Raw genomic sequence first — 24,403 nt, 5'->3', positions numbered from 1 at the left:
TGTGGGGCTCGGTGGGCGGGGTGACCGTCTCGGCCCGCCGCATGACCCCACAGCGGTAACCGGTTGGCCTCGTGCGGTGGCCGCCTTCGGGCGAACGCCGCTCAAGTCCTTTCCTCCCGCAACCCCCGCACGCCCCGCCGTACGGCGAGCGCCAGACCGATGATCGCCGTCACGACCACCGGGACCAGCAGGACGAACTTGGCAGACGCCAGGACCCCGGCCCACAGGAAGGCGGAGTCGTCGCCTCCGCCCCGCGACAGGGACTCCAGACCGCGCAGGAGCATCGAGTTCTCGCCGAGGTCACAGGCGGCGACCACCAGGGCCAGCACCGCGGCGACCACCGTGGCCTTCCGCCCCCGCCCGGACCTGACCTGGGTGAAGGCGATGCCACAGGCAAGGAGCAAGGTCGCGGTGTAGGCCAGGATGAGGGTGAAGTCGGCGCGGACGGCGTCCTCGAACGCGCCCACCGCGCTCTTGACGAGCGTGCGGGCAGTGGCGGCGTCGAAGGCCAGTTCCAGCTGAAGTATGGGCAGGCTCACGTCAGCGCGCCTGGCGTAGTGAAGGACGCCCCCGATGAACGGCACCAGCGCGATTCCCGCCTTGGTGATCTCCCAGAGATGGTCGGGCTTCCGGGCCGCGACAAACCGTGGCTTGGGCTGCTTCACACGAAGATGATCCCGTAAGCCGGTCATTGATCGCCACGCTCACCCTGGCCGGACGCGCGCCCTATATCGCTATCCTGCATTTCTACGACAGGCGCTCGATCACTGAGATCGGGGGACGGGCCCGGCCGAGCGCGTCACAAGGCACACCTGTATGCCGCCAGGCGACTCCCCGGATGCAGTGAATTCGCTCCTAACCACGCGATGGGCTCGGGCCAGCCGGTTGCGGACTTGCTGGGGTGAACTCAAGCGCCGGGGAGGCCGGAAAACCGTTTGAGCTTTCCTTCCGCGTTCCGGTAGGTGCCTGCGGCCCCGGCCGATGCGCTCGAGGTCGGTGCGAGCGGTCAGCTCCCGTTCCTCGGCAAGCTCCTGGTCACGCCGGGCCTCGCGCATCGCGCGTTCGGCGGTGATCCGTGCCTGGCCGGCCCGCTCGGCGGCGTCCCGGGCTTACTGGGCGTCGGCGCGGTCGGTCTCAACCCACGTGCACACACGCCGATAGCGGCTGCGAGCACGAAGAGAAGATCGTGCCCTCCCCTATCAAGGGCCCGGCCGACAAACCGCTCCGCGTCCGCGAAACCGTCAACCTCTGGAACAGCCAGCCCTTCGATGAGGAGGTCGCCCTCATGACGATCACGCACTCCGGCCCGGCACCGCGACGCCGTCCAGCCGGCCTTCCTTGCCGCCGCGCCGGCGTTTCTGGCCACCGTCGGCGGGCGGCGCATCCTCACCTACAACGCCTCGTTCGACGCGTGCCGGGTGCTGACCACGGTATGGCCGAGCTTGACGTCACCGAGCTGCCAGGCCCGAATCGGTGGCACATGATGGAGGCCTGTTCCGCGGTCAATAGCCGCCCAGGCGGAGCGTCAGCAGGCCGGCCAGCAGGCCAAGCAACAACACTCCCAGCAAGGCCCTATCGTAGCCACGGATGGGATGACGCTCGTAGTCCGCAGGCCGCCAGCGCCGCTCCAGCCGCGTGGCCCACACCAGCGCCGCGCAGAAGAAGCCGACGACGATCAGGGAGCGTGTCCACTCCGCGTTGGTCGTGGCCTCGATCTTTCCACACAGCGCGTGTTTGCGTGTCAGATACGTGTCGGGCGCGAAGACGCTCGGCTGAGCCGGAATGCGGTCGCAGCCGGCGATGAAGCTCAGCGGCCCGGAGACGAAGGGCGGAATCTCGGGCTCGATCAGCTCTCCCGAGGCGCCGGCACGTAACTGCGCCTGCGCCGCCGTCCACGTCTGCGCAGGAACGTCCGGTACCTCGAGCAGGCCCTGGGTGATTCCGGCGATCAGGGACCCGAACTTGGGCACCGAAACCGGCACGGTCCTTTCCAACTCCTCGGTAGGCCCCAGGCCGGCCAGGGCGAAGAACACCGCGATCACGCCGAGCGTGATCGCGCTCGCGACGATCGCGAACCACGGAGAGTATCTGGCCGTCAGTACGGCGACGCCGGCGACGATGCCGATCAGCATCCACCAGGACACCAGGGAGGGATAGGCGGCATCCGAGCCCGCCAGGAGGTTGGCAAGGCTGACCGGTGCGGCCATCAGCAGGCTGCCGAGCACGAGGAGGAACCCCTTCAACATCAGCATCGGCACCACCTCGTCCTCCGCGGTGTCTTCGTCCAGCCTTTTGCCGAGGAATCTCAGCAGCTCGGTGAGAGCGAGGACGGCGAGCCCGCCGACGAAGAACGTGGTCACGCTGAACAGAAACGGCCACCGTACCTCTTTGATCAGCTCACCTAGCGCGTTCTCGCTGGCCGCAGCGACGAAGGTCCCCGAGGCCGACAGCAGGACGGTGAGGACGGGGAACCCGATCACCGGTTCGTCTTCCTGCCTGGCCCGCGTGGTCCGCCGGTAGCGCAGCAGGGCGTCGATCGCCACCCCCAGCAGGCCGCCCACGAGGGCGGAGATCCACACCTCGCGGGTCTTGGCCAGCAAGATTCCGGCGGCGATCCACGAGAACCAGCCGAACGTGGCCCCTGACGCAGCGAAGAACCCGAAATACAGCGCCTTCCGCACACCCAACATGAGGGTGATATTCCACCCGGCCCGCTCCGGCGAACTACTACGGGATGCGGGCGAGCTCGATGAACATGTACTGGCCCTTGAGCGGGTGGGACACCAGGCGGCCGTCGCCCATCCCCTGCTGGACGCTGATGGACCGGGCCTTGGCGTCAGGCGGATGCACAGGTCGCCGTACTTACCAGTGGCCGGGTCGAGCAGCACCAGCCACGGCTCGGCATCGGCAGGTCGACGGTCATGAAGCGGACGGCGGCCCCAGCACCGCCGCCTGCGGCAGTTCGCGTTCCTGCGAGCGGTCACGCAGCCGGTAGGAGCTTGCCCCTACGACACGGCGACTTCGCCGTCGGCGAGCACCCGGTGGACACTCGCCGCCGAAGGGTGCCGGCCCCTTGTTCTTGCCTGTCGGGATGGCCAGCTTGCGGGCGATATCACCGGACGTGGTCGAACACCCTTCGGCCGCCCGCCATGACGACCACGCGCGCGGCGGCCTGGCCCATCAGCGACTTCTCTCGCACGTGCTCCCGCTCGGACCCGGCCATGCCGAACAACACCGCGCCGTGCCCAGAGAGGTGGTCTCCATAGCCTGCACCGACTGGCGAGGACGTGACCGCCGAGCGGACACACTCGATCTGCTCTTCGTCAATGCCGCGATCGACCGAGGTGATCTGCCCATCGACGAGGTCCCGACCGACATGTTCACCGAGGTGATGATCACCAACGCGTTGAGCCCGTTGCGCACCCTTGAGACACTGCGCGGACTCGTCGCGCCCGGCGGAACCGTCGCGGTCATGTCATCCGACCAGGGCAGCATCTCACGCAACATCGAGCCCGGCTACGAGCTGTACAAGGCCAGCAAGGCCGCGCTCAACCAGCTGATGCGCAGTTACGCCACCCGCCACGCCGACGACGGGCAGACCAAGCTGCTCATCGACCCCGGCCACAATCAGACCCGGCTCGGCGGACCCGACGCGCCACTGATCCCCGAGGAGAGCATCCCGGACGTCGTCGACGTCCTCGAAGCGCAGGCCGGCGCTCCCGGCCTGCAGTTCTTGGATCGCCACGGCGAGAACGTCCCGTGGTAGAGCCCCAGGCAAAGCGCTGGGCGACTGAGGGATCTTCTCCGGGAAGATCAGCACCCGGGTCAAGGCCCGACCCGAGCGGGAGAAGGCGCTCAAGCTCGCCCACGACCAGGAGGTCATCCTCACAGTCCACGAACTCGAGCGCCTGGCCCGCAACGCCGCCGAGCTGATGACCCTGCCCACCCAGCTCCAGAGTGCCGGCGTCCAGCTAGAACTCCTCACCGGTCACTCACCGGCATGGGGGCGATGCTCGTCGCCGTGCTCGCTGTCGCCGCCCGACCGAAGGTCATCGACGACTCGCTGACCGCCGCCCTCGCCCTGGAAGACCCCCGCCCCGGAGATCGCCAGAAAGCCGACGATCAGGACCGGCGAGAACGCCGGCCACTCCCCCGCTGTCGCCTCGGTGTACCGAGCGCTCGCCGGGGCGGAGGAGCAGGACCAGCAAGGCGAGACGGACACCACTGCGCAACCTCAGGCCACCTGCACCAGATCACGGGTGGATGGTCCTCGTGCCCGCCCCGCCTGACCGTGTGGCCTGCGCCACGCCATGCGCGCCCGCTCCCCCTCCGACCTCGTCGATTGCGTCCAGCGAAAAGCCTCCTTACCGACATTGCACTGGTGGCATTCCACAGGCCGCACCTACGGTTCCCGCCATGTTCGTCACGATCGACATCGTCAGCGCGGTCCTGTCCGCCCTCGCTTTCCTCGTCTGGATGCCACTCGCATTCCTCGTCGAACGCCTGAGCAGGCGAACCGTCCACTGGTGGCTTACCGCCGGCCTGGCGTCCCTGGCCGCCAAGAGCGTGGCGACGGTCATGCTGCTCGTGACCTTCGGCTGGAGGTTCGCCGCCGACCAGGTGCTGATCGAGATCCCCTTCGTCCTGCTGCCCGCCGTCATCGCCTGCCTGCGCTCCGATCGCGTCATGGTCGTCCGGTTGACGGCGGCAGCCTCGCTGCTCGGCTTCTTCCACGCCTTCACCGTCAAGGCCGAGACGCCCAACGTCTTCGGCTACGGCGCCATGCTGTTCCTGGCCTTCTTGATCCTGCGCGCATGGGCGATCGCCAGTCCACGCGTGAGCAGGGTCGTCCGGATGTCGGCGTTCGTCCTGGCAGCCGTCGCACTGGCCGCGAGCGGGTTCGCTTACGGCTCGTTCACCAGCAGATGGCCTGAGCGCCACACCATGGCGGCCGCCGGCCCGTCACATGGGCACGGCGACCGGAGGACCGCCGCCCCCTCCGTCGACCTCACCACTCTGCACGGCCCCCGCACCGGCATTCCTGATCGCACCTTCACCCTCACCGCGGCCGAGACCGCGATCAAGCTCACGTCCGGCGCCCCTGTGGCCGCCTGGACGTTCAACGCCCAGGTCCCAGGACCGGAACTCAGGGTGAAGCAGGGCGACCTGGTCGAGGTCACACTGGTGAACAGGCTGCCCAAGGAGGGCGTCACACTGCACTGGCACGGCCTCGACGTGCCCAACGCCGAGGACGGTGTCGCCGGTCTCACACAGGACGCGGTCCGGCCGGGCGGCACCCACATCTACCGCTTCCGCGCCGACCGGGCGGGCACGTACTGGTACCACACCCACCAAGCATCCTCCACGGCCGTCGTCCGCGGCCTGTTCGGCGCGATCGTCGTCGAGCGCGCCGAACAGGCTCGTGAGGAGTTCGACACAGTGGTGATGTCCCACGCCTGGCCGGTCGGCGACGAGCCGCGACCCGCCTTCGGCGCCGCCGACACGCTCACCCGCAAGGCCGTCCAGCCCGGCACCGCCGTACGGCTGCGGCTGGTGAACACCGGCAACAACACCGTCTCCGACGCCGAGGCGACCACATTCGCGCTGACCGGCACGCCGTACCGTGTGGCCGCGATCGACGGCGGAGAGGTCCGCGAACCGGGCGAGCTCAGGAACCTCAGGCTCTCGCTGGCCACCGGCGGACGCTATGACCTGACCTTCACCATGCCGAACGGCCCGGTGTACCTCGCCGACCTGGCTGCCCCAGGCAAAGGGCTGCTGCTCAGCCCCGACGGCACGGGCACGCCAGAGACGCCTGTGCTGTCCGGAGACTTCGACCCCGCGCAGTACGGCCGACCCGCCCCGACACCCTTCGACGCGTCGAGCCGCTTCGACAGGCAGTTCACCATCGTGGCCAGCGACGGCGTAGGGTTCGTCGACGGCTCGCTCGACCTCATCCAGGCCTTCAACGGGCGGCTCTACCCCGACGTGCCCATGCAGATGGTGCGCAAGGGCGACCTGGTCAAGATGACGCTGATCAACCGCAGCAGGGACAACCACCCGATGCACCTGCACGGCCACCATGCCCTGGTAATGTCCGCCAATGGCAGGGCGGTCACCGGCAGCCCGTGGTGGATCGACACGCTCGACCTGCCGCCCGGCACCTGGTTCGAGATCGGCTTCAGGGCTGACAACCCCGGGCTGTGGATGGACCACTGCCACAACCTGGATCACGCGGCGGCAGGCATGCTGATGCATCTCGGCTACGAGGGCGTCACGACGCCGTTCGAGAGCGGCAGCGCCACGGGCAACATGCCGGAGTGAACGGAAGGACGCACGTGACGCTGGACCTGAACCTCCTGCTCGCGCTCGACGTCCTCCTCGAGGAGGGCAGCGTCACCGGGGCGGCGGCCAGGCTCAACACCTCGCCGCCGGCCATGAGCCGCACGCTGGGACGGATCAGACGGCTGTTGAACGACCCGATCCTGGTGCGGGCGGGCCGCAACCTGGTGCCCACACCCAGGGCGCTGGAACTTCGGGACAGCGTCCATGATCTGGTACGGCAGGCCGCCGCCCTGCTGGCTCCCCCGGCCGAGCCCGATCCCGCCACCCTGACACGGACCTTCAGCCTCCAGGCCAGCGACATGTTGTTGTCCGCCCTGGCCGCGCCACTCGTCAGCACCTTGGGCGAGCAAGCTCCGGGCGTGGTGCTGCGTTTCCTGCCCGACACACTGGAAGGCACCTCGGCGCTGCGCGACGGCCGGGTGGACCTGGAGATCGGAGTCGTCGACCACACCGACCCGGAGACCCGCGTCGAGCGCCTGGCGACCGGCCACGCCGTCGGCGTCGCCAGGCGTGATCATCCGCTGGTGACCAAGGGGCCGACGCTGCAGAGGTTCGCCGACGCCAGGCACATCGGAGTGTCACGGCATGGGCACCTGCAGGGACCGATCGACGACCTGCTCGCCGCGCAGGGGCTGCGCCGCAGTACCGTCGCGACCGTCCCCTCACATTCCATGGCACTGCTGCTGGTCAGCAGGAGCGATCTGGTGTGCATCGCGCCGGCGCCTGCCGACGACGACGTGACCGCGGCACTGGGCCTGGGCATCTTCGAGATCCCTTTGAACCTGCCCGAGGTCGCGGTGGCGATGGCCTGGCATCCACGCAGCGACGCCGACGGCGCCCAGCGCTGGCTGCGCGACAAGGTACGCGAGATCGCCGATTCATGGGGCGGGTGAATCGAGCGGTGAGGTGTGGCGTTTCCTACTCCGACGCGTTCCTGTTCATCGGGTCGAAGACGAACTGGACGAGTGAGCGGGCGATCGCCTCCGGATCGCCCTGCGCGCTTTCGGGAAGAGAGCCGCTGAGCCACAAGCTGGCGAAACCATGGGCGAGCGACCATGCGGCGATCGTGGTCAGCCGGTCCTGCGCCGAACTCGGCGACAGTCTGTGGGCGCTGGTGGCAAGCACATGGGCGGCACGCTCACGCGGGGATCGCATGCCGGGATCGTCCGCGCGATACAGCTCCGGACGGAACATCACCTCGAAGTAGGGCCGATGGTCGATGGCGAAGCGCACGTACGCCACCCCGACCGCCAAGACGTCCCCGGCCGCGTGTTCCAGGCTGTCGGCGAACAGCTCGAATCCCTCGGCGGCCACGGCCGTCAACAGTCCGGTCTTGTCACCGAAGTGGTGGGCGGGCGCGGCATGTGAGACGCCCGCGCGCCGGGCCAGCTCACGCAGGCTCCACCCGGCAGGGCCGGACTCGCCGATGGCCTGAAGGGCGGCGGCGATGATGGCCCCTCGCAGGTTGCCGTGGTGGTAGGCCGGCTGATTGATCTCCCTCACCTCCGCGACACGACGTCCTGGTATCGACACCCACCCTATCTTGACATTGACAAGATGGCGAATCTCCTCCAATCTTGCCGATGACAAGATTGGAGGAGGGAATGGTCCCGTTCATCGCCCTTATCGGGGGCTTCGTCGCCCTGCGGCTGCTCGGCGTGGCCGGCGTCGACATGCTCGACAGCTGGCAGCCCGCGCTGCGCGGCGCCCTGGCGTTGATGTTCGTCGTCACCGGCGTGCCGCACTTCCTGCCCTCATGGCGGCGCGACTTCGTCGCCATGATCCCCGCGGCGTTCCCGCAGCCGGCCCTGCTGGTGACCATCACCGGGGTACTGGAACTGGCCGGCGCCGCCGGGCTGCTGCTGCCGCCGATCGCGCCGTACGCAGCGATCGGGCTCGCACTACTCATGATCGCCATGTTCCCGGCCAACGTCTCGGCGGCACGCCGCGGCCTCACCCTGGCAGGAAAACCGGTGACCCCGCTGCCCACCCGCACCGCCCTGCAGGTGCTCTTCGTCGCCGCCGCCATCGCAGCGGCCGCGTGACGGCGCACGACGAGCATCGGAACAAGATGTCCCGTTGGCGCACTCAAGGCGTACGCCCTCGCACTGCGCCATGACCGCGGAGTTCGGTGGCGAAGGCGGTGGGTGCCGACCGGCTGGCCGCCTGGTTCACCGCGCGGTGAGGCGGCACGGCCGCGGCCACCTTCAATGCCCGCCGCGACGCTCTTGGCTCAGCATGTGAGTGGCGGCGGGCGCAGAGCCGGCTGGTCGGCGATCCGCTACGGCGCAGGCCGTCGCCACGGCCCGGCCCTCCTCACCGACCGGCGGGCTCGCCTCGAGTTGCCGCCAGGCGGGCAGGAGAGCAGGGATACAGCCCGGCGGCGCCCCTGGCCGTGCGCCGGTGAGGACCGGGGCACTCGCTCGAGCCCGGCCCCGGTCGGCCGTCCGGCCCGATCGCTCCTCATCGACGCCGGGCATGGTTCAGGTCGGTGACGAGGCGGGCGATGGCGTCGTCGACGGTGGGAGCCGGCCCGAACAGCTGGGCCTGCCAGCGGGTGTCGGCGACCGGCCAGCGCGGCGTCGACCTGGCGGGGGTCGCGCAGGTGCAGCGTCTGGTCGTGCACCGCGTGCCCGGCCGCTGAGGACAGGGCGCTGACGTGGTCGCCGACCTGTTCCCCGCTCAGCGGTGAGCCGGGACGGGTGCCGTTCGGGCCGATGAAGGCCATCATGACCACGTCGTTGACCTCGGGCGGCCGCCGGTTGCGGCGCTCAGCGGCCGTAAACGGTCCGCATGCCGGTGAACCAGGCGGCGCCGACGACCAGGTGCATGGCGGCCAGAGGTGTCCCGGAACTCCTCGATCGTGGGTCCCGAGCGGCGCAAGGTCTTCTCACACAGGTCACACATGACCTGTGTGTACGAGACGCGGTCACGGGCCTGCACCGTGCAGCGGTAGGCGCCCGTGGACCGGTTGTCGACGTCGTCGGTGAACAGCCACCTCGCCGCATCCCCCTCATCAGGCCGCCAGGGCGACGGCGTGTTCGCCGGCAGCCACGCGGTCCAGGCCGCGGCCGCCCAGCGGGGCGTGGAACAGGTTCACGAACACCGTGTCGACCGAGGAGGCCTCGTCGACCTCGTCGCGTTCGTACTGATAGGCCGCATACAGGTCGATCGTGACGGACTCTACCGGGATCGCTCGCGGCTGCCCGGCCTTGGCGAACGCGCCGTGGCCGTTGAGGCGTCGCCGGACGTGAACGTGCGGGCCCTCGTGCCGGCAGCCCAGCACCCGTGAATTCGGCAGCAGGTGCATATCAGCTGCGCCAGGCTCGGACTCGACCAATCCACGCCGTGACCTCGACAGCAGGACAGATAGAGGGCGACCCGGCCGGCGTAGGCTGTACCGTTAGACGATCTTCCTGTCCAGCAGGTCGCGGAGACGCCGCAGAAGGGCTTCGACGAGCTCTTTGTCGTACCCGGGCGAGGTGGTCATGTAGGCCAGATCGAAGGAGAGAGCCGGAGGGATCACGCTCTTGGCCGTGTCGGGCTCTGTTTCGAGGCGGGTGACGAGCCGACTCAGGAGGGCGTCGATTGCTCGCGGGTCATATCCCGGCCGCGATGCGAGCGGGAGCTTGATCGCGCGAATCTCCAGCACCAGCTGATCCCGTGACACCGGCGGCAGCGCCGCCCGGGCTGCCGCACGGGCGGCGGCTGCCTCCTCGGCTTCGCGCTGCCTTCGCGCCCTGGCCCACGGGGTGGCGCCCGCCCGGATGCTCCGCGTCGTGCGTTCGGCGACCAGGAGTCCCGCTCCGCCCACAGTGAGGACCCCGCCGATTCGCAGCAACCAGAAGGCCGCGGCCGCGGCGTTCGCCTGACGTTCCTCAAAGCTCGAAGGTCCCGACCTCCTGCTCGAGCACCAGTCGCCGCTGGTCATCCGTTCGCCGCCACATCTGGGCTCCTCTGCATCGCTCGACGCCACGAGCCAGCACAGGAGCAAGACCACCCCAATGCCTAACATGGCAAAGCCCAGCTTCACGGACCCTTCATGGCGAAAAGCCTCGTGTTTTGCCATATCCGCCTCCCAGTACGCCGGGCTCGGTGATCAAAGTAATCATATACAGACACTCGTGTCTACGTGAGAAGGCGGATGTGCGCCCGGTTCCCGTGCGATGCGGCATCGGGATGGCAACACTGTGGAGTGCGGACAGGGTGCGGGACAGGCGGCGCTCGAAGCGCCTCGCCGACAGCGGGCCAACATGCCCGACGTGGCCAACATGCCTGACGGACCCCACGTACTGTGAGGCATATAGGCGCTCATCCGTCGCCGGGAAGCCTGCTCGCGCAGTTGCGTGACGGCGGCGTCGATCTAGAGGGTGTTCCACCAGATTGCCCGAGGCCGGTGGCGCGGCCATCGGCCAGGTTATAGGCGCACCCTGTCAACGGTCAGGGCCCCGGCCACCCGAACCAGGTCTACGCCGCCCGCGTCACAACTGCCGAGGCGCTCTCACCATGATCAACCCCATCGATGATCGCAGTTTCGTCGATCCTTGAGGGCCGGTCACCTGCTGATCAGAGGCCCGATCCCGCCCGTTTGGGGCTCATGACGCGTTTCTTACCGGCACCCCCTGTAGCTGTCGGCGTTTGATAGTGGGCCAGAAGAGCCCGTACGGCGGTGCGGATCGGCTCGCTTGGGGACTCGGGGGCGCCAGTGGTGAGGGTGGTGAACAGGATGCCCAGCACGCTCATCTCCAGGAGCATGGCGTCGTCCTGGCTGATGTCGATTCCGGCGGCGCGGCATTGGCGGACGATGAGATCGCTTCGGCCGTGCAGGGCGTCGGTCAGCGTGTGTCGCAGGCGGGGATTTCTGGTGCTCTCCAGGTGCAGCTCGAACAGGGCCAGCGGATCGTGCCGGCCGTCGGTCAGCATCGCGGTCAGGACGGCGACCAGCGCCTCCTCCAGATCGGCGGGCGAGATCGGACAGACGGTATAGGCGTCCACACGCTCGCCGAGCCGGTGGGTGATCCGCTCGATGACCCCGTTGAGGAGCGCGTCGCGGGTGCGGAAGTAGCGCGAGGTGGTGCCGGCCGGTACGGCGGCGGCGGTGTCGACGGCCCGGTGGGTCAGCCCGCGTGACCCTTGCTCGGCCAGCACTGTGATGGCCGCGTCTGCCAGGTGGTCGCGGCGCTGTGGGTTAGGCGGTGGCACGGTTTCCTTTCAGATCGGCAAGGTCGGATGGGCCACACCATTTCACCAGAGCCGCTTCGATACCGGTGTGATCCCCGGCCCAGGCCACGTAGCCGTCTGGGCGGATCAGTGTCGCCTCGGGCCTGGTGCCGCGAAGGGGCGTGGCGTGCCGTACGCGATCGCGCCAAGGGGTGGGCACGCCCTCATCGGAGAGCAGAACGAAGGTGCCTGCGCGCAGCACCTCATACAGACGGCCGGCGTCTGTCGGGCCGTCGGCGGCGCGGCGCCCGGCCAGCGGGTGTGCGTCCGGCTCGCTGGGCGGGTAGGCGAACTCCAGGCCGGACAGCCTTCCGAGGATGCGGCGGCGGCCGGGACCGGTATGGAGCAGGGTCGCCATGATGCGCCGGTTGATTTCCAGGCGCACTCGTGAGCCGCTGAGTACCAGTCCGGTGAGGTGGTCGGTCATGGCCAGGACGGCGGAGCCGACGGGGTGCCGCTCGGCGTGGTAGGTGTCGAGCAGCCAGGTCGGCGCCCAGCCGTGCAGCGTGGCGGCGAGCTTCCAACCCAGGTTGACGGCGTCCTGGATGCCGGTGTTCATGCCCTGGCCGCCGATGGGCGAGTTCACATGGGCGGCATCCCCGATCAGGAAGACCCGTCCTGATCGGTAGCTGCGGGCCTGCCTGCGCTCGGCGACGAAGCGGGAGAACCAGCGCGGCTCACTCATCCCGTAGTCGGTGCCGGCGATACGCCGAAACGCCTCGCGGATGAGGGCGAAGCCTGGGTCGTTCTGCTCTTCCCGCAGCCACGCGCCGACCCTGAACCAGCCGTCGCCGAACGGGAGGGTCACCACCACGCCCTGGGTGCCGACTTGCGTGATGGGCGGCGGCTCGGAGGTGGGGATGCGGACGTCGGCCAGCAGCATGGGCAGGCTGTAGGCCGCGCCGGCGAAGCCCACGTCGACCAGGTCGCGGACGGTGCTGTGAGCGCCGTCGGCTCCGACGACGTACCTGGCCTCCAGCTCGCCTCCGTCCTCAAGCCTCAGCCGTACGGACTCGGCGTCCTGGGTCAGGCCGACCACATCGGCGTTGCGGCGGATCTGTACACCGAGTTCGGCGGCCCGCTGCTGAAGGAGCTTCTCCGTGCCGTTTTGAGGCACGAGCAGCAGCATCGGATACCGCGTGTCGAGCCGCCCGAAGTCGACCCGTGAGGCGTAGGCGGGATACACCGTCCTGAGCGGGTTGCCTCCCGCGACCAGTTCGTCGCCCATGCCTCGGGCGTCGAGCAGTTCCAGGGCCCGGGCGTGCAGACCGAAAGCCCGCGTGACGTTGGACTCGCTGCCACGCTTGTCCACGATCGTGCAGGACACGCCCGCCAGAGCGAGCTCGCAGGCGGCCATCAGCCCGGTGGGGCCGGCTCCCACGATGACGACGTCGTGCATAGCGCCCTCCATTCGCTACATATGTATCGCTACATATATAGCGCATGGGTGGCTGAGCGCCAACGCCCCGCGCTGTTCGCCAGGAGCTCAGCCGTCGCCTACCGCCCTGTGTGCCGGCGGACACCGGCGGTCTACAGGGGGCAGACCAAGTACGGGAGAAAGGGGACAGTGAGCTGCTGAGCTGCTGGTCAGAGGGGTGTTCCACGGATGATGTGACCCTCCGCTCGGGTTTGATTGCGGTTTGGTGACCAAGTCCTCTGTTGGAGTTGATCGTCGCTACGGTTTCGGCGTCTGAACGCCGCGATCGAGGCGAGGGACGGCCTTGGGATGACGTGGATCGAGCGGACCGCCTATCCGCAGTTCAAGCGGCTGACGTCGGCGCGGGTGCTGCACGTGTTCTTCACGCCTTCACCGGAAGAGTGGACTGGGCGCCCGGAGTCGTGCTTCGCACAGGTGCTGGCGTTGAAGTGCTTCCAGAAGATGGCGCGCTTTCCGTCCCCGGACGAGATTCCCGAGGTGGTGATGGACCACGTCCGGCGCTGCCTGGAGCTGACCGAGGACGTCTGACCGGACCATGGCTCCTCCGGCAGCGCGAAGGCATCGCAAGCTGGTGCGCCGGCGTCAGGGCGTGAAGTACGACGCGGGCCGGGCCCGGATGGAGGCTCTGCTCGTCGTCGGGCCGGACGGGTTCAACCGGCTCAAGAAGCCCGCCCAGCGGGCCACCTGGTCGCGGCTCAGGGTGACTGTAGGTAGTCAGTCATGTCAGGTGCACTGCCTCGGTACTACCGATCTGAGCGCGGTGGCCGCGGACGAGCCGGTGTCGTGGGTGGCGGTCGATGAGGATCTCGGGCTGCATGTTGAGGCGTGCGCGTACTTGGCGGGGCTGCGCGGGGACCGACGCCGTCCTGACCGTTCGAGGCTCCAAGTTTGGCAGGTCCCTGCTGGTCCCGCTGTACCCAACCACCACCAACCACCTGCGCGATAACGCCCGACGCCGCGACGAACCTCTGCCCCGCCCGATCCCCCGGGAGTTCGCGATTGCTGAAGTGCTCTCATGGGGGAACCCGCGCACCGAGGTCTTTAGCTGTGCCATCTCACGACATTGGTTCCTCGCTGCGGGCGTAGGACGCGAGGCGTTGGGCGAGCCCGATGACGAGGTTGCGCAGTTCATCGGGGCGCTCGATGACGAACGGACGGTCGAGTGAGGCGAGTACCGGAGGCAACCAGTCGAGCCGCTCCACCCGCAGCTCGACGCGCAGCCAGCGCTCGGTCGCCCGGTCCTCGCCTGCCACGGGCGCGTACTCCTCCAGGCTCGCGACGCTGGCGGGAAGGCGGGCACGGATCTGCCCGACCGTCCCGTGGATCCGCAAGGTCACCTCATGCCGGTACTCAGCCGTGGCGAACGCTGACAACACACGCTGTGCCGGATCGGGACCCACGGGCGCCTCGAATGAGCCGGGCAGGGTCCTCGCGTCTGCGATACGATCGAGCCGGAAGGTTCGGTCCTCGCCGATCTGGGCGTCCTTGCCCGTGACGTACCACCGGCCCGCATGGGCGACGATCCCGTACGCGTGTAGCGTGCGTTCGCTGCGCCGGCCGTCGCGGTCGGTGTATCTGATCGAGACCGGTCGGCGGTGGCGTACCGCATCGGCGATGGTGAGCAGGACGCCGGCGTCCGGGGTGGCGGACTCACCGGGCTGATCCGTGAAGGCGAGAGCTTCCAGGAGCGTGTCGAGCCGGCGGGCGACGTGCTTGGGCAGCACCCGCCGGATCTTCGCCGATGCCGTCTCGCTTGCCGTGTGCTGCGTCGTCGTCAACCCTGCTCGTCGGCCGGCGACCAGGCCGAGCAGCACGGCCAACGCCTCGTCGTCGCTGAGCATGAGCGGAGGCAAGCGGTACCCGGGGGCGAGCCGATACCCGCCGTAGCGGCCGCGCACCGATTCCACGGGCACGTCCAGGTCGATCAGCTGGTCCACATACCGCCGCACGGTGCGCCCTTCGACGCCGAGCCGGTCGGCGAGTTCGGCCACCGTCCGGGTGCCGCCCGACTGCAGCAGCTCCAGGAGTGTCAGCACGCGGCCGGTGGGTCGAGGCATGTTCGCAGCCTAACGCGAATACAGGACCGATTCTGTCCACTATTTCTCCTAATCTGCGACGTGCACGCCTGCAGCACAGCCAAGGAGATTCCCATGGACTTCGTCTCGATCCGCATCATCACCAGCGACGTAGCGCGCCTTGTCGAGTTCTACGAGCGAGCCACAGGGGCGCGGGCGACGTGGGCCACCGAGGACTTCGCCGAACTCAAGACCCCCAACGCCACCCTCGCGATCGCCAGCACCCGCACCGTCCCACTGTTCGCCCCGGGCTCTGCCCGCCCGGCGGACAACCAGAGCGTGATCATCGAGTTCCGCGTCGACGACGTGGACCGCATTCACCAGAACCTGACCGGCTTCGTCACCGACTTCGTCTCCGAGCCCACCACGATGCCCTGGGGCAACCGGTCGCTGCTGTTCCGCGACCCCGACGGCAACCTCGTCAACTTCTTCACCCCCGTCACCCCGGCGGCCATCGAGAAGTTCGCACGTTGACGCCAGGCACAGCCGCTCACGCGGGAGCCTTGAGATCCAAGGGCTCCCGATGAACGTGTCCGCCGAGTCCAGGAGCGCCAACAGCAGGGGCACCGGAACGCACCGCTGACCCCCGAGGGACGTCTGCGGTTGTGCCTGCGGATCGACGCTGGCCGGCCGATCGCGCGCATCGCTGCCGAGACCGGGCTATCGCGCCGCTGCCTGGCCAAGTGGTACGCCCGCTGGCGCGCACACGGCGAGAACGGCCTGCTTGACCAATCCTCCCGCCCCGCCACAAGCCCGGCCTGCACCCCCCGAGGACATCGCTGACCTGGTGGAGGCATTGCGGCGGCAGATCAAGCATGGGCCCGCGCGGCTCGCCGTCGACCTTCAGCGGCTGCACGGCGTCACGGTCGCGCCGGCGACTGTCCACCGCATCCTGGTGAGGAGAGGACTCAATCGGCTCCGTAACCTCGACCCGCCGACCGGCGAGCTGCTGCGCGAGGTCGTCCGCTACGAGCACGACCGGGTCGGCGACCTGGCCCACGTCGGCATCAAGAAGCTCGGACGCGTCCCGACCGGCGGCGGCTGTCGGATGCTCAGGCAATCGGGGTGTTCAGCCCGTCGATCCAGAACCGGCCCTGATAGGCGTGTGGGCGACCGCCCCGGGTCTCGTCGTAGCGGCCGTCGGCGGTGAGCTCCTGGTGCAGGAAGTCCTTCCGGTCGATCCAGACGCCGACCCGTGGGCTTTCGGTCAGGTCCGGTGCGGCCGGGATACCCGCCTCGGGGGCGGTGGTCCGGCCGGGGGCGGCGGTGCCCGCCCACAGGACGGGCCGGCCGGCCGCGACCAGTGCGCGGACCTGCTCCGGCCGGGACATGAGGGTGGCTACCGCGCTCGGCACATCGGCAGCGAGTTCGTCGGGCACCACCAGAAAGTCGGTGGTGTTACCCGGGGTCAGCGTCGCGACGTACTCCGAGCGGCGGCCGCGTCCGCCGACCAGCGCGACGGTGTCCACGACGGCGGGGACGACGGTCATGCCCGTGCAGTCGACGACGATGGCGTTGTCGTCCTCCGCAGCGGTGACGATGGCGGGGCCGACCCCCACGATCAGGGAACCGACGAACAGGATGTCGGCACTCACGGTCCCGATCAGCGGGAGCGCCGGTGCTGCTACGAGGAGATGCTCGGCAGTTGCAGCAGCTGCGTGACCATCAGGTTCGTCGCGCGGCGGAATCGGAACCAGGCCGCCGTATCCCCAGGTGCGCGGGCCCCCATGGTCGGCCCCGCTGGCCCGCAACGGGCACCAAGGGCGGCTCGGACAGGCTGCCGGTGCGGAGAATGACGAGTCGGAGCCCCCATCCAGTGGTGGTGATGTCGCAGCCACCAGCGGGAGGGATGTGGTCACGACCTCGCACGTTCCGGGTGGCCGCATCCGGGAGACTCGCCTATTTCGGCACCCTGATTTCGCTGCGCCGTTCCGCTCGCGACGGTGGGTGCGCCGCCCCCAGGAAGCCCGCACCTGGGGAGACGGCGGCCTGGTTGCCACCGGCCGCTGCGCCAACCATGGAGCCATGACCAGCAACGACACGCCCCGCGACCCTCACCCGTACGTCGGGATGTGGGTGACCGCGGACGGATTCATCCGCCAGGAACTGCTGCCGAACGGCCGCTACGACGAGGCCCGCGGAAACCGTCAGAGCGCCTATACCGGCCGCTACACCGTCACCGGCAACCACATCGACTACGTCGACGACACCGGCTTCACCGCCACCGGCGACATTCGCGATGGCGTTCTCTTCCACGAGCACCTGGTGCTCTACCGCGAGGGCGACGAGCGCGCCCGGCAGGGAGGCATCCTGCCGCGCGGCTGATAGGTCACGCGGAATTCGGGTCTGTCTAGACAACGGTGTATCTCGATCTTGAATGGTTCTATCGGGTGGTCGGGGTCAGGCGGCCCTCGAAGGTGATGGCGAAGGCGTTCAGGGCGGCTTTCCAGCGGGTGATCCAGCACCTGTGGCCCTTGCCCGTCGGGTCCAAGCTCATAATCGCCATGTAGACGCACTTGAGCGCGGCCTGCTCGTTCGGAAAGTGGCCGCGCGCCTTGACCGCCCGCCGGATGCGGGCGTTGACCGACTCGATGGCGTTGGTCGAGCAGATCACCCGGCGGATCTCGGTGTCGAAGTGGAGGAAGGGCACTGTAGCGGCGGCGCCCCGTCGCGGAGTCCCCACGTAAGGGAGTCGTCATGCGGTTGTTTTCGCCGGCGATCAGGTCGGGACGTGGAGCGCATGATCGTCAGTTTTCGTGTCGAGTTGGATGTGCTCGATGTCTTCGTCCAGGAAGGTGGTCAGGTCCTGGGCTTCGGCGTGGACGGCTTCTTGTTCCAGGGCGGTGAGGGGCCGGAGGGGGCTGATGTCGAGTTGATGGTTGCGCACGGTCCAGGTGGCGGTGACGCGTCCGTCGACGAGGACGGTGCGGTGGCCTGCGACGGACAGACCGAGGTGGGGGGCGTCGATGATGCGGCTGCGGTCGTGGTAGCCGAGGATGGCGTTGTCGAAGGCCGGGAGGAACCGGACGGGGGCGGGGGTGTCGGGGTGGGGGCGGGGTGCGTCGGGCAGATCGAGCAGTTCGCGGCCGCGTTCGTCACGGAAGACGACGAGTTCTTCCCGGGCGGCTTTGACAGCGGCGGGAAGGCCGGCGAGGCCGCACCAGGCGCGTAGGTCCACGCTGGCGGCGGGCCCGTAGGCGGCGAGGTAGCGGCGCAGCAGCTGCTGCCCGACGGGATCGCCGTCCCCGTCGGGCAGGGGGTCGATGTCCCGTCGCAGCCAGGTGGTCAACGGCAGGTTGCGTACACCGGCGCGCTGTTGCCACAGGCCGCGGGGCGGGAGTTGGGCCATGGGGATGAGGGCTGCGACGAGCAGCTCGCCTAGGACCCGGCGTGGTGGGCCGGGCCAGCGTTCTTCGACGGCTTGTACGAGCTCCCTCATGGTGCGGGGCTGTTGGTCGGCCATGACCGTGCGGCCCGCGGCGGCGACCTCGTCCAAGTCGATGCCGGCCAGTTCGCGTCGGTAGGTGCCCAGCACGCGCTGGCGCAGCATGGTGTCGTGGCGGGCTCGCCAGGCGAGCGCGTCGTCGGAGGTGACGAGGTGGACGGTGCGGCGCATCAGGTGGGTGCGCACCACGGTGCGATTGGTCAGCGCATCGTCCAGTTGTTGGGGCTTGAAGTCGGATAGACGTGACCACAGCCCGATGAACGGTTCCTGGGGCTCTTGCGCCTGCAGGCCGCACAGGTGGGCCACCGCCTCGGGCACGGATGTGTCGCTGCGCGTGAGCAGGTGCTGGCGGGCGAGGGTGGTGCGGTTGAGGGCGCGGCTGTCGAGGACGGTCATGGAGTTCTCAGGCTGCGGCTCGCTCGTGGGGCGGGCGTCGGCGCAGGTCGGTGAGGGCGACGGAGAGGGGATTGTAGGAGACGTCCAGAGGGCTGATGTCGGTGCCAGGCGGGACGACGGTGTCGATCTTGTCAAGGATGTCGTCGCCCAAGGAAAGGGTGGAGCCGGCGAGCAGGTCGTTGAGCTGGTCCATGGTGCGCGGGCCGATGATGGCGGCAGTGACGTCGGGGTGGCTGATGGCGAAAGCCATGGCCAGGTGCGTGAGAGGGTGGCCGGCTTCCTCGGCGATGGTCAGCAGTTGCTCGACGGCATCAAGCTTGCGCTCGTCGGTGAGGTGCTTCGGGACCCACCGCATGCGCGGGTTGTCGGGCTGCTGTGGAGTGTTCTTGCGGTAGCGGCCGGTGAGCAGTCCCATGGCCAGCGGGCTCCACACCAAGACGCCCAGGCCGTATCGGCGGCAGGTGGGCAGCACCTCGCGCTCGATGCCACGGTTGAGCATGGAGTAGGTGGGCTGCTCGGCGCGCAGGCGGTGCAGGCCGCGCTGCTGGGACACCCACTGGGCTTCGACGATCTCCGAGGCCGGCAGGTTGGAGGAGCCGATCGCGCGGACCTTCCCGGCATGTACAAGGTCTGTGAGCGCGGAGAGGGTCTCCTCGATGTCGGTGTGCGGGTCGGGGTGGTGGATCTGGTAGAGGTCGATGTAGTCGGTCTGCAGCCGCTTCAGCGAGCCCTCGACCGCCTGGATGATCCAGCGCCGGGAGCTGCCGCTGCGGTTGGGGCCGTCACCCATCGGCCCGTTGAACTTGGTGGCCAGCACGACCTCATCGCGGCGTCCTTTGAGTGCCTTTCCGACGATCTCCTCGGTCTCGCTGTAACCGTAAACGTCGGCAGTGTCGACGACATTGATGCCCGCATCCAGCGCACGGTGGATCATGTCCACGCAGTCGCCGTGGTCCGGATTGCCCATCTTGCCGAACACCATGGTGCCCAGGCAGTAGGCGCTGACTTCGATGCCGGTCTGTCCCAGCTTCCGCATCCGCATGGTGACCCACTTCTTTTCGCTGTTGTACGTGTTCGGTGCCTGCGCTGTCCGGGCCCCGTGTGGCTGCGGCGGCCCGGACGACACAGGCATGTCAGGCCGGTTGGTTTCAGCCGTTGTAGGGGGCGGTGACGTCCAGGACCCAGGTGACGCCGAAGCGGTCGGTGAGCATGCCGTACAGCGGCGCCCACTGCGCAGGCTCCAGCGGACGCACGATGGTCGAGCCCTCGGCGAGCTTGCCCCACAGGGCGCTGATGTCCTCGGCGTCGTCACCGCGTACGGAGACGAAGAACGGGTTTTCGCCCTGGTTCCAGGGCAGGTGCGAGGGCACGTCGTAGGCCATGACGTGGAAGCCGTTGTCGCCCGCCACCTCGCCCCACATCACCCAGTCCGCCTCACTCTCGTTCTGCACGGCGCCCGCGTCCTTGTAGGTGACCGCGACAGTACGTCCGCCGAAGACGGACTGGTAGAAGTCCAGCGCCTCACGTGCGGTGCCCCGGAAGTTCAGGTGAGTGGTGGTCGTAACAGACATGACGTGCTCCTTGCTTCGCGTGACGAATACGCCGCCGACCGGCCAAGCCCAAGTGGCGGTCGCCGTGACCAGGAGCGATGCCTCCCGAACGGCTCGTATGCCACCATGCCGGAGGTAAAGGACAGGTTGTGTCCTGTACTGCGAGAATTGGATGTCATGCAGAAAACGTCCTCCAGGCTGCTCGCGCTGCTCTCGCTGCTGGAAACGCAGCGTGCCTGGTCCGGCGAGGATCTCGCCGAGCGTCTGGGCATCACCTCGCGCACCGTGCGCCGTGACATCGACCGCCTGCGCGAACTCGGCTACCTGATCAGGACCGTCAAAGGACCAGCCGGCGGCTACCGTCTGGAGCCCGGCGCTCACATGCCACCCATGTTGTTCGACGACGACCAGTCCGTCGCCCTGCAGACTGCAGCCACCGGCACCACCGTCGCCGAAGACGCCACTCGCGCCCTGGCCACCCTGCGCCAGGTCATGCCGTCCCGCCTACGACACCGCATCGACCTGCTGCGCATCACCGCCGTCCAACCGCCCGCGGCCCGCGACACCTGTCAGGTCGACACTCAGGCCCTGGTGGACCTGAGCCGCGCCATCCACGCCCGCGAGGAACTGCGCTTCGACTACACCCCAGGCCCGAGCACCTCAGCCGGCAACGTCCGCCGCGTACAACCCCACCACCTGGTCACCTGGCGTAATCGCTGGTACCTCGTGGCCTGGGACGTCGACCGCGAGGACTGGCGCACCTTCCGCGTCGACCGCATCCGGCCCTGCACACCCACCGGCCCCCGCTTCACCCCGCGCGAACTCCCCGGCGGCGCGACACGGGCAACACCCGTAACGGCAGCCGGTCCAAGAGGTACTGACCGACGTCGGGCCGGTGGAGATCAGCGTGCCGCGGGATCGGGACGGCAGTTTCGAACCGAAGATCGTGCGCAAGCGGCAGCGGCGCCTGTCCCTTTCCAGGGCGGTGGCGGGCGTCGATCATGCGGCTTTCGTCATGTGGACCAGGTCCACCCCAGGCTTCAGCGTTTCGTGGCGCTCCTCGATGTAGCCCAGGCGTTGGTATAGGCGGATGTTGGCCGTGCTCAGGTGGCCGGTGAACAGCGTGAACCGCTCGACTCCGACCGGTGCCCGCCGCTCCAGCGCGCCGAGCAGCCGAGTGCCGATCCCTTGGCCCTGCGCGTCGGGCGCGACGGTGATCCGGCCGATGCGCCAGACGCGTCCTCGCGCCGGGCGCGGGCGGCGCCGATGATCCGGCCGTCGCGTACGGCCTTGACGGCGACCGAGTCGGCCAGCTCGGCTCGCAGCTCATCGTGGCTCTGGACCAGGGCTGGCAGGGAGAAGTTGCCGTAGAGCCGACCCTCGGTCACGTACGCGGCCCGCTGCAGGGTCAGGATCTCCCCGGAGTCCGCCGGCTCGACGGGGAGGATCGATATCTCCCGCATGAGGCGAAAGCGTAGTCGTAGCGGCCTTCACTCAGAGCATGATGAGACCATGATCATTCGAGGGGAGACGCCGGACGAGAGTCGCCGCAGTGGTTCGCGAGATCGATCTCAGTACGCTGAGGCCAGCGTCCCGTCCGGCGCTGATAGTGCGGGTGGTCCGGCCGACCGCCGCACAGCAGCGAGGGCCCGGCGCCATCTCCGTCAGGTGCCGGGCCCTCGCGTAGAGGGTCGAAGTCCTCGTCCGACCCAGGCGGCCAGACCGGATAACGAGGTGGGTGGTCGACAGCTCCAGCACATTTGAGGTGCTTGATCCTCCAGAGGCTCGCGCCAAGCTCACTCGCGCCGCGGCGCGGGCGGTGACGGAGGTCTGTCGGGAGGAGTGACAGAGCTCTATCGGGAGGATTCGAGCTGTACGGCGATCCTGATCAGGCTGGCCAGGGCTGGTGAGCGGCTATGCGTGGGCCAGGCGATGTGTGTGACGACGGGGGGCGCGTCGGTCAGAGGGATGGCGGCGTGCTCGGACCACAGCCAGGCGCGCGCGGATTCCGGCAGGACCGCGACGGTGCGGCCCAGGGCGACCAGTTGGGCCAACTGCGTCTGGTCGTGGATCTCGGGGCCTGGGCCGGGCGGGTAGATGCCGTGTCTGGGCCAGCGTGCTGGTGGGAGGTCGGGGAGGTCGCTGATGTCGGCCATGGACAAGGTTTCGCGCGCGGCGAGGGGGTGTCCGGCGGGCAGGACGGCGAGCTGACCCTCAGCCATGAGTTCCTCGCTGTCGAACCCGGCGAGGGAGTTGAACGGCACATGCATGAGCGCGACGTCGGCGCTGCCGTCGCGCAACCGTGCTTCCTGGTCGCACATGCTGCACTGCAGGACCTCGACCTCGGCGGCGTCGGGCTGGGCCGCGTAGGCGTCGAGGAGCGTCTGGAGCAGTTCGTGAACTGCGGCGGTCTTCACCGCCAGCACCAGACGGTTGCGCGCGCCGCCCGGGTTGTCGGCTCCGCCGGCGCGGCGGGTGCGGCGGGCGGCGGCGGTGGCCGCGTCGAGTGTCGCGCGGCCCTCGGACAGCAGCACCTGCCCGGCATCGGTCAGCGCGACGCCACGGCGGTTGCGTTCCAGGAGGCAGACGCCGAGGCGCCGTTCGAGCTGCTGGATCGCGCGCGATAGCGGCGGCTGGGCCATGCCGAGGCGTTCGGCGGCCCGGCCGAAGTGCAGCTCCTCGGCGACGGCCACGAAGTATCTCAGCTCGCGAGTCTCCAAGGTGTCCACGGCCACAGCGTACGCCAGCGATACCCACCGGGTATGACAGCGAACTCGATCAGTGTTGGCCGGCGCGCCCACCTGGGAGCGAGCCTGGACGGCATGAACGAAACGAAGATCGCTCTTGTCACTGGCGCGAACCAGGGAATCGGATACGCGATCGCCACCGGGCTCGGAGCCCTCGGATACCGCGTGGCCGTCGGAGCGCGGGACGCGGGTCGGCGCGAGACCGCCGTCGAGAAGCTGCGCGTCGCCGGGGTCGACGCGTTTGGCGTGCCGCTGGACGTGACCGGCGACCGGAGCGTCGCCGGCGCCGCGGAGCTGATCGAGCGGGAGGCCGGTCGGCTGGACGTGCTGGTCAATAACGCGGGCATCTCCGGACAGATGGGTCCGGGCTGGGTGCAGGACCCGACCACGCTCGACCTCGACCTGGTCCGCACGGTCGTGGAGACGAACGTCATCGGCGTGATCCGGGTGACGAACGCGATGCTCCCGCTGCTGCGGCGCTCGTCCTCGCCGCGCATCGTCAACATCTCCAGCAGCGTCGGCTCCGTGACCAGGCAGGCCGACCCGGACATCGAGATCGGTCCGGTCATGGCGGCCTACGCGCCGTCGAAGTCGTTTCTCAACGCCGTGACCGTCCAGTACGCCCGGCAGCTCGCCGATACGAACATCCTGATCAACGCCACCTGCCCGGGCCTGGTCGCGACCGCCTTCACCGGCTTCCACGGCCCCCGCACCCCCGAGCAGGGCGCGGCCACTGCGATTCGGCTCGCCACGCTGCCCAACGGCGGCCCGTCCGGCGCGTTCTACGAGGACGAAGGCGTCGTCCCCTGGTAAGGGATGATCCCTGACCGCAGGTCGGGGCGGACAGGTCGGCATCGATGTCGAGGGAGAAGCAGCAACACAGTCACCTGAACAGCGTCCAACGATGCTGACCCCCAGAACCGAACAGGGCGGCTCCCAATCCGGGACCGCCCTTCGCTATGCAGTGCACAGGACTTCGGAAATCAGTGCGATCATGAGCTTGGACCCGACGGGCAAGGGCCGCAAGCGCTGGATCACCCGCTGGAAAGCCGCCCTGAACGCCTTCGCCATCACCTTCGAGGGCCGTCTGACACCGACCACCCGATAACTAATCAAGATCGAGATACACCGTTATCTAGACAGACCCGGAACGGGATGCCGACGGCGCGAGTTGCAGTACGCCAGCC

26 protein-coding genes and 4 pseudogenes are annotated in these 24,403 nt (G+C 68.7%); 13 read left to right on the top strand and 17 right to left on the bottom strand.

The window, feature by feature from the left end:
- Positions 1–101 precede the first annotated feature (101 nt).
- The 3 genes from ACFSKW_RS45185 to ACFSKW_RS45175 form a co-directional block, all read right to left on the bottom strand.
- Positions 102–665 carry a hypothetical protein gene (locus ACFSKW_RS45185; RefSeq protein WP_379580769.1) on the bottom strand — a complete coding sequence of 188 codons (564 nt, stop codon included), beginning with the start codon at positions 663–665 and terminating at the stop codon, positions 102–104.
- Positions 666–1,502: 837 nt separating this feature from the next.
- Positions 1,503–2,690, bottom strand: a complete 1,188-nt coding sequence (locus ACFSKW_RS45180; RefSeq protein WP_379580768.1) for a hypothetical protein — start codon at positions 2,688–2,690, stop codon at positions 1,503–1,505.
- 37 nt (positions 2,691–2,727) lie between these two features.
- Positions 2,728–2,850, bottom strand: a complete 123-nt coding sequence (locus ACFSKW_RS45175; protein WP_379580767.1) for a hypothetical protein — start codon at positions 2,848–2,850, stop codon at positions 2,728–2,730.
- Positions 2,851–3,091: 241 nt separating this feature from the next.
- Between ACFSKW_RS45175 and ACFSKW_RS45170 the strand changes: the two genes are divergently transcribed.
- Both ACFSKW_RS45170 and ACFSKW_RS45165 read left to right on the top strand, forming a co-directional pair.
- Positions 3,092–3,766, top strand: a complete 675-nt coding sequence (locus ACFSKW_RS45170) for an SDR family oxidoreductase (protein WP_379580766.1) — start codon at positions 3,092–3,094, stop codon at positions 3,764–3,766.
- A gap of 31 nt (positions 3,767–3,797) precedes the next feature.
- The gene (locus ACFSKW_RS45165; protein ID WP_379580792.1) at positions 3,798–4,067 is read left to right on the top strand and encodes a recombinase family protein; all 270 of its coding nucleotides are present in this window, start codon (positions 3,798–3,800) and stop codon (positions 4,065–4,067) included.
- Here ACFSKW_RS45165 and ACFSKW_RS45160 read toward each other — a convergent pair.
- Complete coding sequence (locus tag ACFSKW_RS45160) at positions 3,989–4,222, bottom strand: hypothetical protein (RefSeq protein ID WP_379580765.1); 234 nt, start codon at positions 4,220–4,222, stop codon at positions 3,989–3,991. The genes ACFSKW_RS45165 and ACFSKW_RS45160 overlap by 79 nt on opposite strands.
- Before the next feature lie 194 nt (positions 4,223–4,416).
- On the opposite strand from ACFSKW_RS45160, the gene ACFSKW_RS45155 reads away from it, so the two are divergent.
- The gene (locus tag ACFSKW_RS45155; RefSeq protein ID WP_379580764.1) at positions 4,417–6,324 is read left to right on the top strand and encodes a multicopper oxidase family protein; all 1,908 of its coding nucleotides are present in this window, start codon (positions 4,417–4,419) and stop codon (positions 6,322–6,324) included.
- Positions 6,321–7,238: a LysR family transcriptional regulator gene (locus ACFSKW_RS45150; protein ID WP_379580763.1), complete on the top strand. Its 918-nt coding sequence runs from the start codon at positions 6,321–6,323 to the stop codon at positions 7,236–7,238. The genes ACFSKW_RS45155 and ACFSKW_RS45150 overlap by 4 nt, the downstream gene beginning before the upstream one ends.
- Before the next feature lie 25 nt (positions 7,239–7,263).
- Here ACFSKW_RS45150 and ACFSKW_RS45145 read toward each other — a convergent pair whose 3' ends face one another.
- Positions 7,264–7,848, bottom strand: a complete 585-nt coding sequence (locus tag ACFSKW_RS45145) for a TetR/AcrR family transcriptional regulator (protein ID WP_379580762.1) — start codon at positions 7,846–7,848, stop codon at positions 7,264–7,266.
- Between the two features lie 80 nt (positions 7,849–7,928).
- Between ACFSKW_RS45145 and ACFSKW_RS45140 the strand changes: the two genes are divergently transcribed.
- Both ACFSKW_RS45140 and ACFSKW_RS45135 read left to right on the top strand, forming a co-directional pair.
- The gene (locus tag ACFSKW_RS45140; RefSeq protein WP_379580761.1) at positions 7,929–8,390 is read left to right on the top strand and encodes a DoxX family protein; all 462 of its coding nucleotides are present in this window, start codon (positions 7,929–7,931) and stop codon (positions 8,388–8,390) included.
- A gap of 461 nt (positions 8,391–8,851) precedes the next feature.
- Positions 8,852–8,989: a hypothetical protein gene (locus tag ACFSKW_RS45135; RefSeq protein WP_379580760.1), complete on the top strand. Its 138-nt coding sequence runs from the start codon at positions 8,852–8,854 to the stop codon at positions 8,987–8,989.
- A 372-nt stretch (positions 8,990–9,361) separates the two neighbouring features.
- Here the strand turns inward: ACFSKW_RS45135 and ACFSKW_RS45130 are convergent, their stop codons facing one another.
- From ACFSKW_RS45130 to ACFSKW_RS45115, 4 genes are all read right to left on the bottom strand, one after another.
- A complete protein-coding gene (locus ACFSKW_RS45130) occupies positions 9,362–9,655 on the bottom strand; it encodes a site-specific integrase (protein ID WP_379580759.1) in 294 nt (97 codons plus the stop codon).
- Between the two features lie 93 nt (positions 9,656–9,748).
- Positions 9,749–10,414, bottom strand: coding sequence for a hypothetical protein (locus ACFSKW_RS45125; RefSeq protein ID WP_379580758.1), 666 nt, complete (start codon positions 10,412–10,414; stop codon positions 9,749–9,751).
- A gap of 497 nt (positions 10,415–10,911) precedes the next feature.
- Positions 10,912–11,547 (bottom strand): TetR/AcrR family transcriptional regulator, encoded by a 636-nt coding sequence (locus ACFSKW_RS45120; RefSeq protein WP_379580757.1) that lies wholly within the window; start codon positions 11,545–11,547, stop codon positions 10,912–10,914.
- Positions 11,534–12,964, bottom strand: a complete 1,431-nt coding sequence (locus ACFSKW_RS45115) for an FAD-dependent monooxygenase (protein WP_379580756.1) — start codon at positions 12,962–12,964, stop codon at positions 11,534–11,536. The genes ACFSKW_RS45120 and ACFSKW_RS45115 overlap by 14 nt, the downstream gene beginning before the upstream one ends.
- Positions 12,965–13,291: 327 nt before the next feature.
- On the opposite strand from ACFSKW_RS45115, the gene ACFSKW_RS45110 reads away from it, so the two are divergent.
- Positions 13,292–13,531: a DUF4158 domain-containing protein gene (locus tag ACFSKW_RS45110; RefSeq protein WP_379580755.1), complete on the top strand. Its 240-nt coding sequence runs from the start codon at positions 13,292–13,294 to the stop codon at positions 13,529–13,531.
- Positions 13,532–14,058: 527 nt separating this feature from the next.
- Here ACFSKW_RS45110 and ACFSKW_RS45105 read toward each other — a convergent pair.
- Positions 14,059–15,060: a helix-turn-helix transcriptional regulator gene (locus tag ACFSKW_RS45105; RefSeq protein WP_379580754.1), complete on the bottom strand. Its 1,002-nt coding sequence runs from the start codon at positions 15,058–15,060 to the stop codon at positions 14,059–14,061.
- A 93-nt stretch (positions 15,061–15,153) separates the two neighbouring features.
- On the opposite strand from ACFSKW_RS45105, the gene ACFSKW_RS45100 reads away from it, so the two are divergent.
- A complete protein-coding gene (locus ACFSKW_RS45100) occupies positions 15,154–15,552 on the top strand; it encodes a VOC family protein (protein ID WP_379580753.1) in 399 nt (132 codons plus the stop codon).
- Positions 15,553–15,651: 99 nt separating this feature from the next.
- A pseudogene (locus tag ACFSKW_RS45095) lies at positions 15,652–15,861 on the top strand (helix-turn-helix domain-containing protein); the annotation flags it as partial.
- Between the two features lie 269 nt (positions 15,862–16,130).
- Here ACFSKW_RS45095 and ACFSKW_RS45090 read toward each other — a convergent pair.
- Positions 16,131–16,673: an Atu4866 domain-containing protein gene (locus tag ACFSKW_RS45090; RefSeq protein WP_379580752.1), complete on the bottom strand. Its 543-nt coding sequence runs from the start codon at positions 16,671–16,673 to the stop codon at positions 16,131–16,133.
- 430 nt (positions 16,674–17,103) lie between these two features.
- Here ACFSKW_RS45090 and ACFSKW_RS45085 point away from each other — a divergent pair, with 430 nt between their 5' ends.
- Entirely contained in the window at positions 17,104–17,403 is a 300-nt protein-coding gene (locus ACFSKW_RS45085) for an Atu4866 domain-containing protein (RefSeq protein WP_379580751.1), read from the top strand.
- Positions 17,404–17,461: 58 nt separating this feature from the next.
- Here ACFSKW_RS45085 and ACFSKW_RS45080 read toward each other — a convergent pair.
- From ACFSKW_RS45080 to ACFSKW_RS45065, 4 genes and pseudogenes are all read right to left on the bottom strand, one after another.
- Positions 17,462–17,737: pseudogene (locus ACFSKW_RS45080) on the bottom strand (transposase); the annotation flags it as partial.
- Between the two features lie 60 nt (positions 17,738–17,797).
- Positions 17,798–18,919, bottom strand: coding sequence for a winged helix DNA-binding domain-containing protein (locus ACFSKW_RS45075; protein WP_379580750.1), 1,122 nt, complete (start codon positions 18,917–18,919; stop codon positions 17,798–17,800).
- Positions 18,920–18,926: 7 nt separating this feature from the next.
- Positions 18,927–19,961, bottom strand: a complete 1,035-nt coding sequence (locus tag ACFSKW_RS45070; protein ID WP_379580749.1) for an aldo/keto reductase — start codon at positions 19,959–19,961, stop codon at positions 18,927–18,929.
- Positions 19,962–20,067: 106 nt separating this feature from the next.
- Positions 20,068–20,490 carry a VOC family protein gene (locus ACFSKW_RS45065; RefSeq protein ID WP_379580748.1) on the bottom strand — a complete coding sequence of 141 codons (423 nt, stop codon included), beginning with the start codon at positions 20,488–20,490 and terminating at the stop codon, positions 20,068–20,070.
- Between the two features lie 105 nt (positions 20,491–20,595).
- Between ACFSKW_RS45065 and ACFSKW_RS45060 the strand changes: the two are divergent.
- Both ACFSKW_RS45060 and ACFSKW_RS45055 read left to right on the top strand, forming a co-directional pair.
- Positions 20,596–21,246: pseudogene (locus tag ACFSKW_RS45060) on the top strand (helix-turn-helix transcriptional regulator); the annotation flags it as partial.
- A gap of 65 nt (positions 21,247–21,311) precedes the next feature.
- Positions 21,312–21,439: pseudogene (locus ACFSKW_RS45055) on the top strand (transposase); the annotation flags it as partial.
- 29 nt (positions 21,440–21,468) lie between these two features.
- On the opposite strand, the gene ACFSKW_RS45050 reads toward ACFSKW_RS45055, so the two are convergent.
- Both ACFSKW_RS45050 and ACFSKW_RS45045 read right to left on the bottom strand, forming a co-directional pair.
- Complete coding sequence (locus ACFSKW_RS45050) at positions 21,469–21,687, bottom strand: GNAT family N-acetyltransferase (RefSeq protein ID WP_379580791.1); 219 nt, start codon at positions 21,685–21,687, stop codon at positions 21,469–21,471.
- Positions 21,688–22,322: 635 nt separating this feature from the next.
- Complete coding sequence (locus ACFSKW_RS45045; RefSeq protein WP_379580747.1) at positions 22,323–23,198, bottom strand: LysR family transcriptional regulator; 876 nt, start codon at positions 23,196–23,198, stop codon at positions 22,323–22,325.
- 93 nt (positions 23,199–23,291) lie between these two features.
- On the opposite strand from ACFSKW_RS45045, the gene ACFSKW_RS45040 reads away from it, so the two are divergent.
- On the top strand, positions 23,292–24,029 hold the full coding sequence (locus tag ACFSKW_RS45040) for an SDR family oxidoreductase (protein ID WP_379580746.1): 738 nt from the start codon (positions 23,292–23,294) through the stop codon (positions 24,027–24,029).
- Positions 24,030–24,403: the final 374 nt, after the last annotated feature.

Origin of the sequence: Nonomuraea mangrovi (genome assembly GCF_042681425.1) — a bacterium.
In the GTDB taxonomy this organism is placed as follows: Bacteria; Actinomycetota; Actinomycetes; order Streptosporangiales; family Streptosporangiaceae; genus Nonomuraea; species Nonomuraea mangrovi.
Note: the sequence above shows the minus strand (reverse complement) of the source record. Positions and strands in the feature narration are given on the sequence as shown.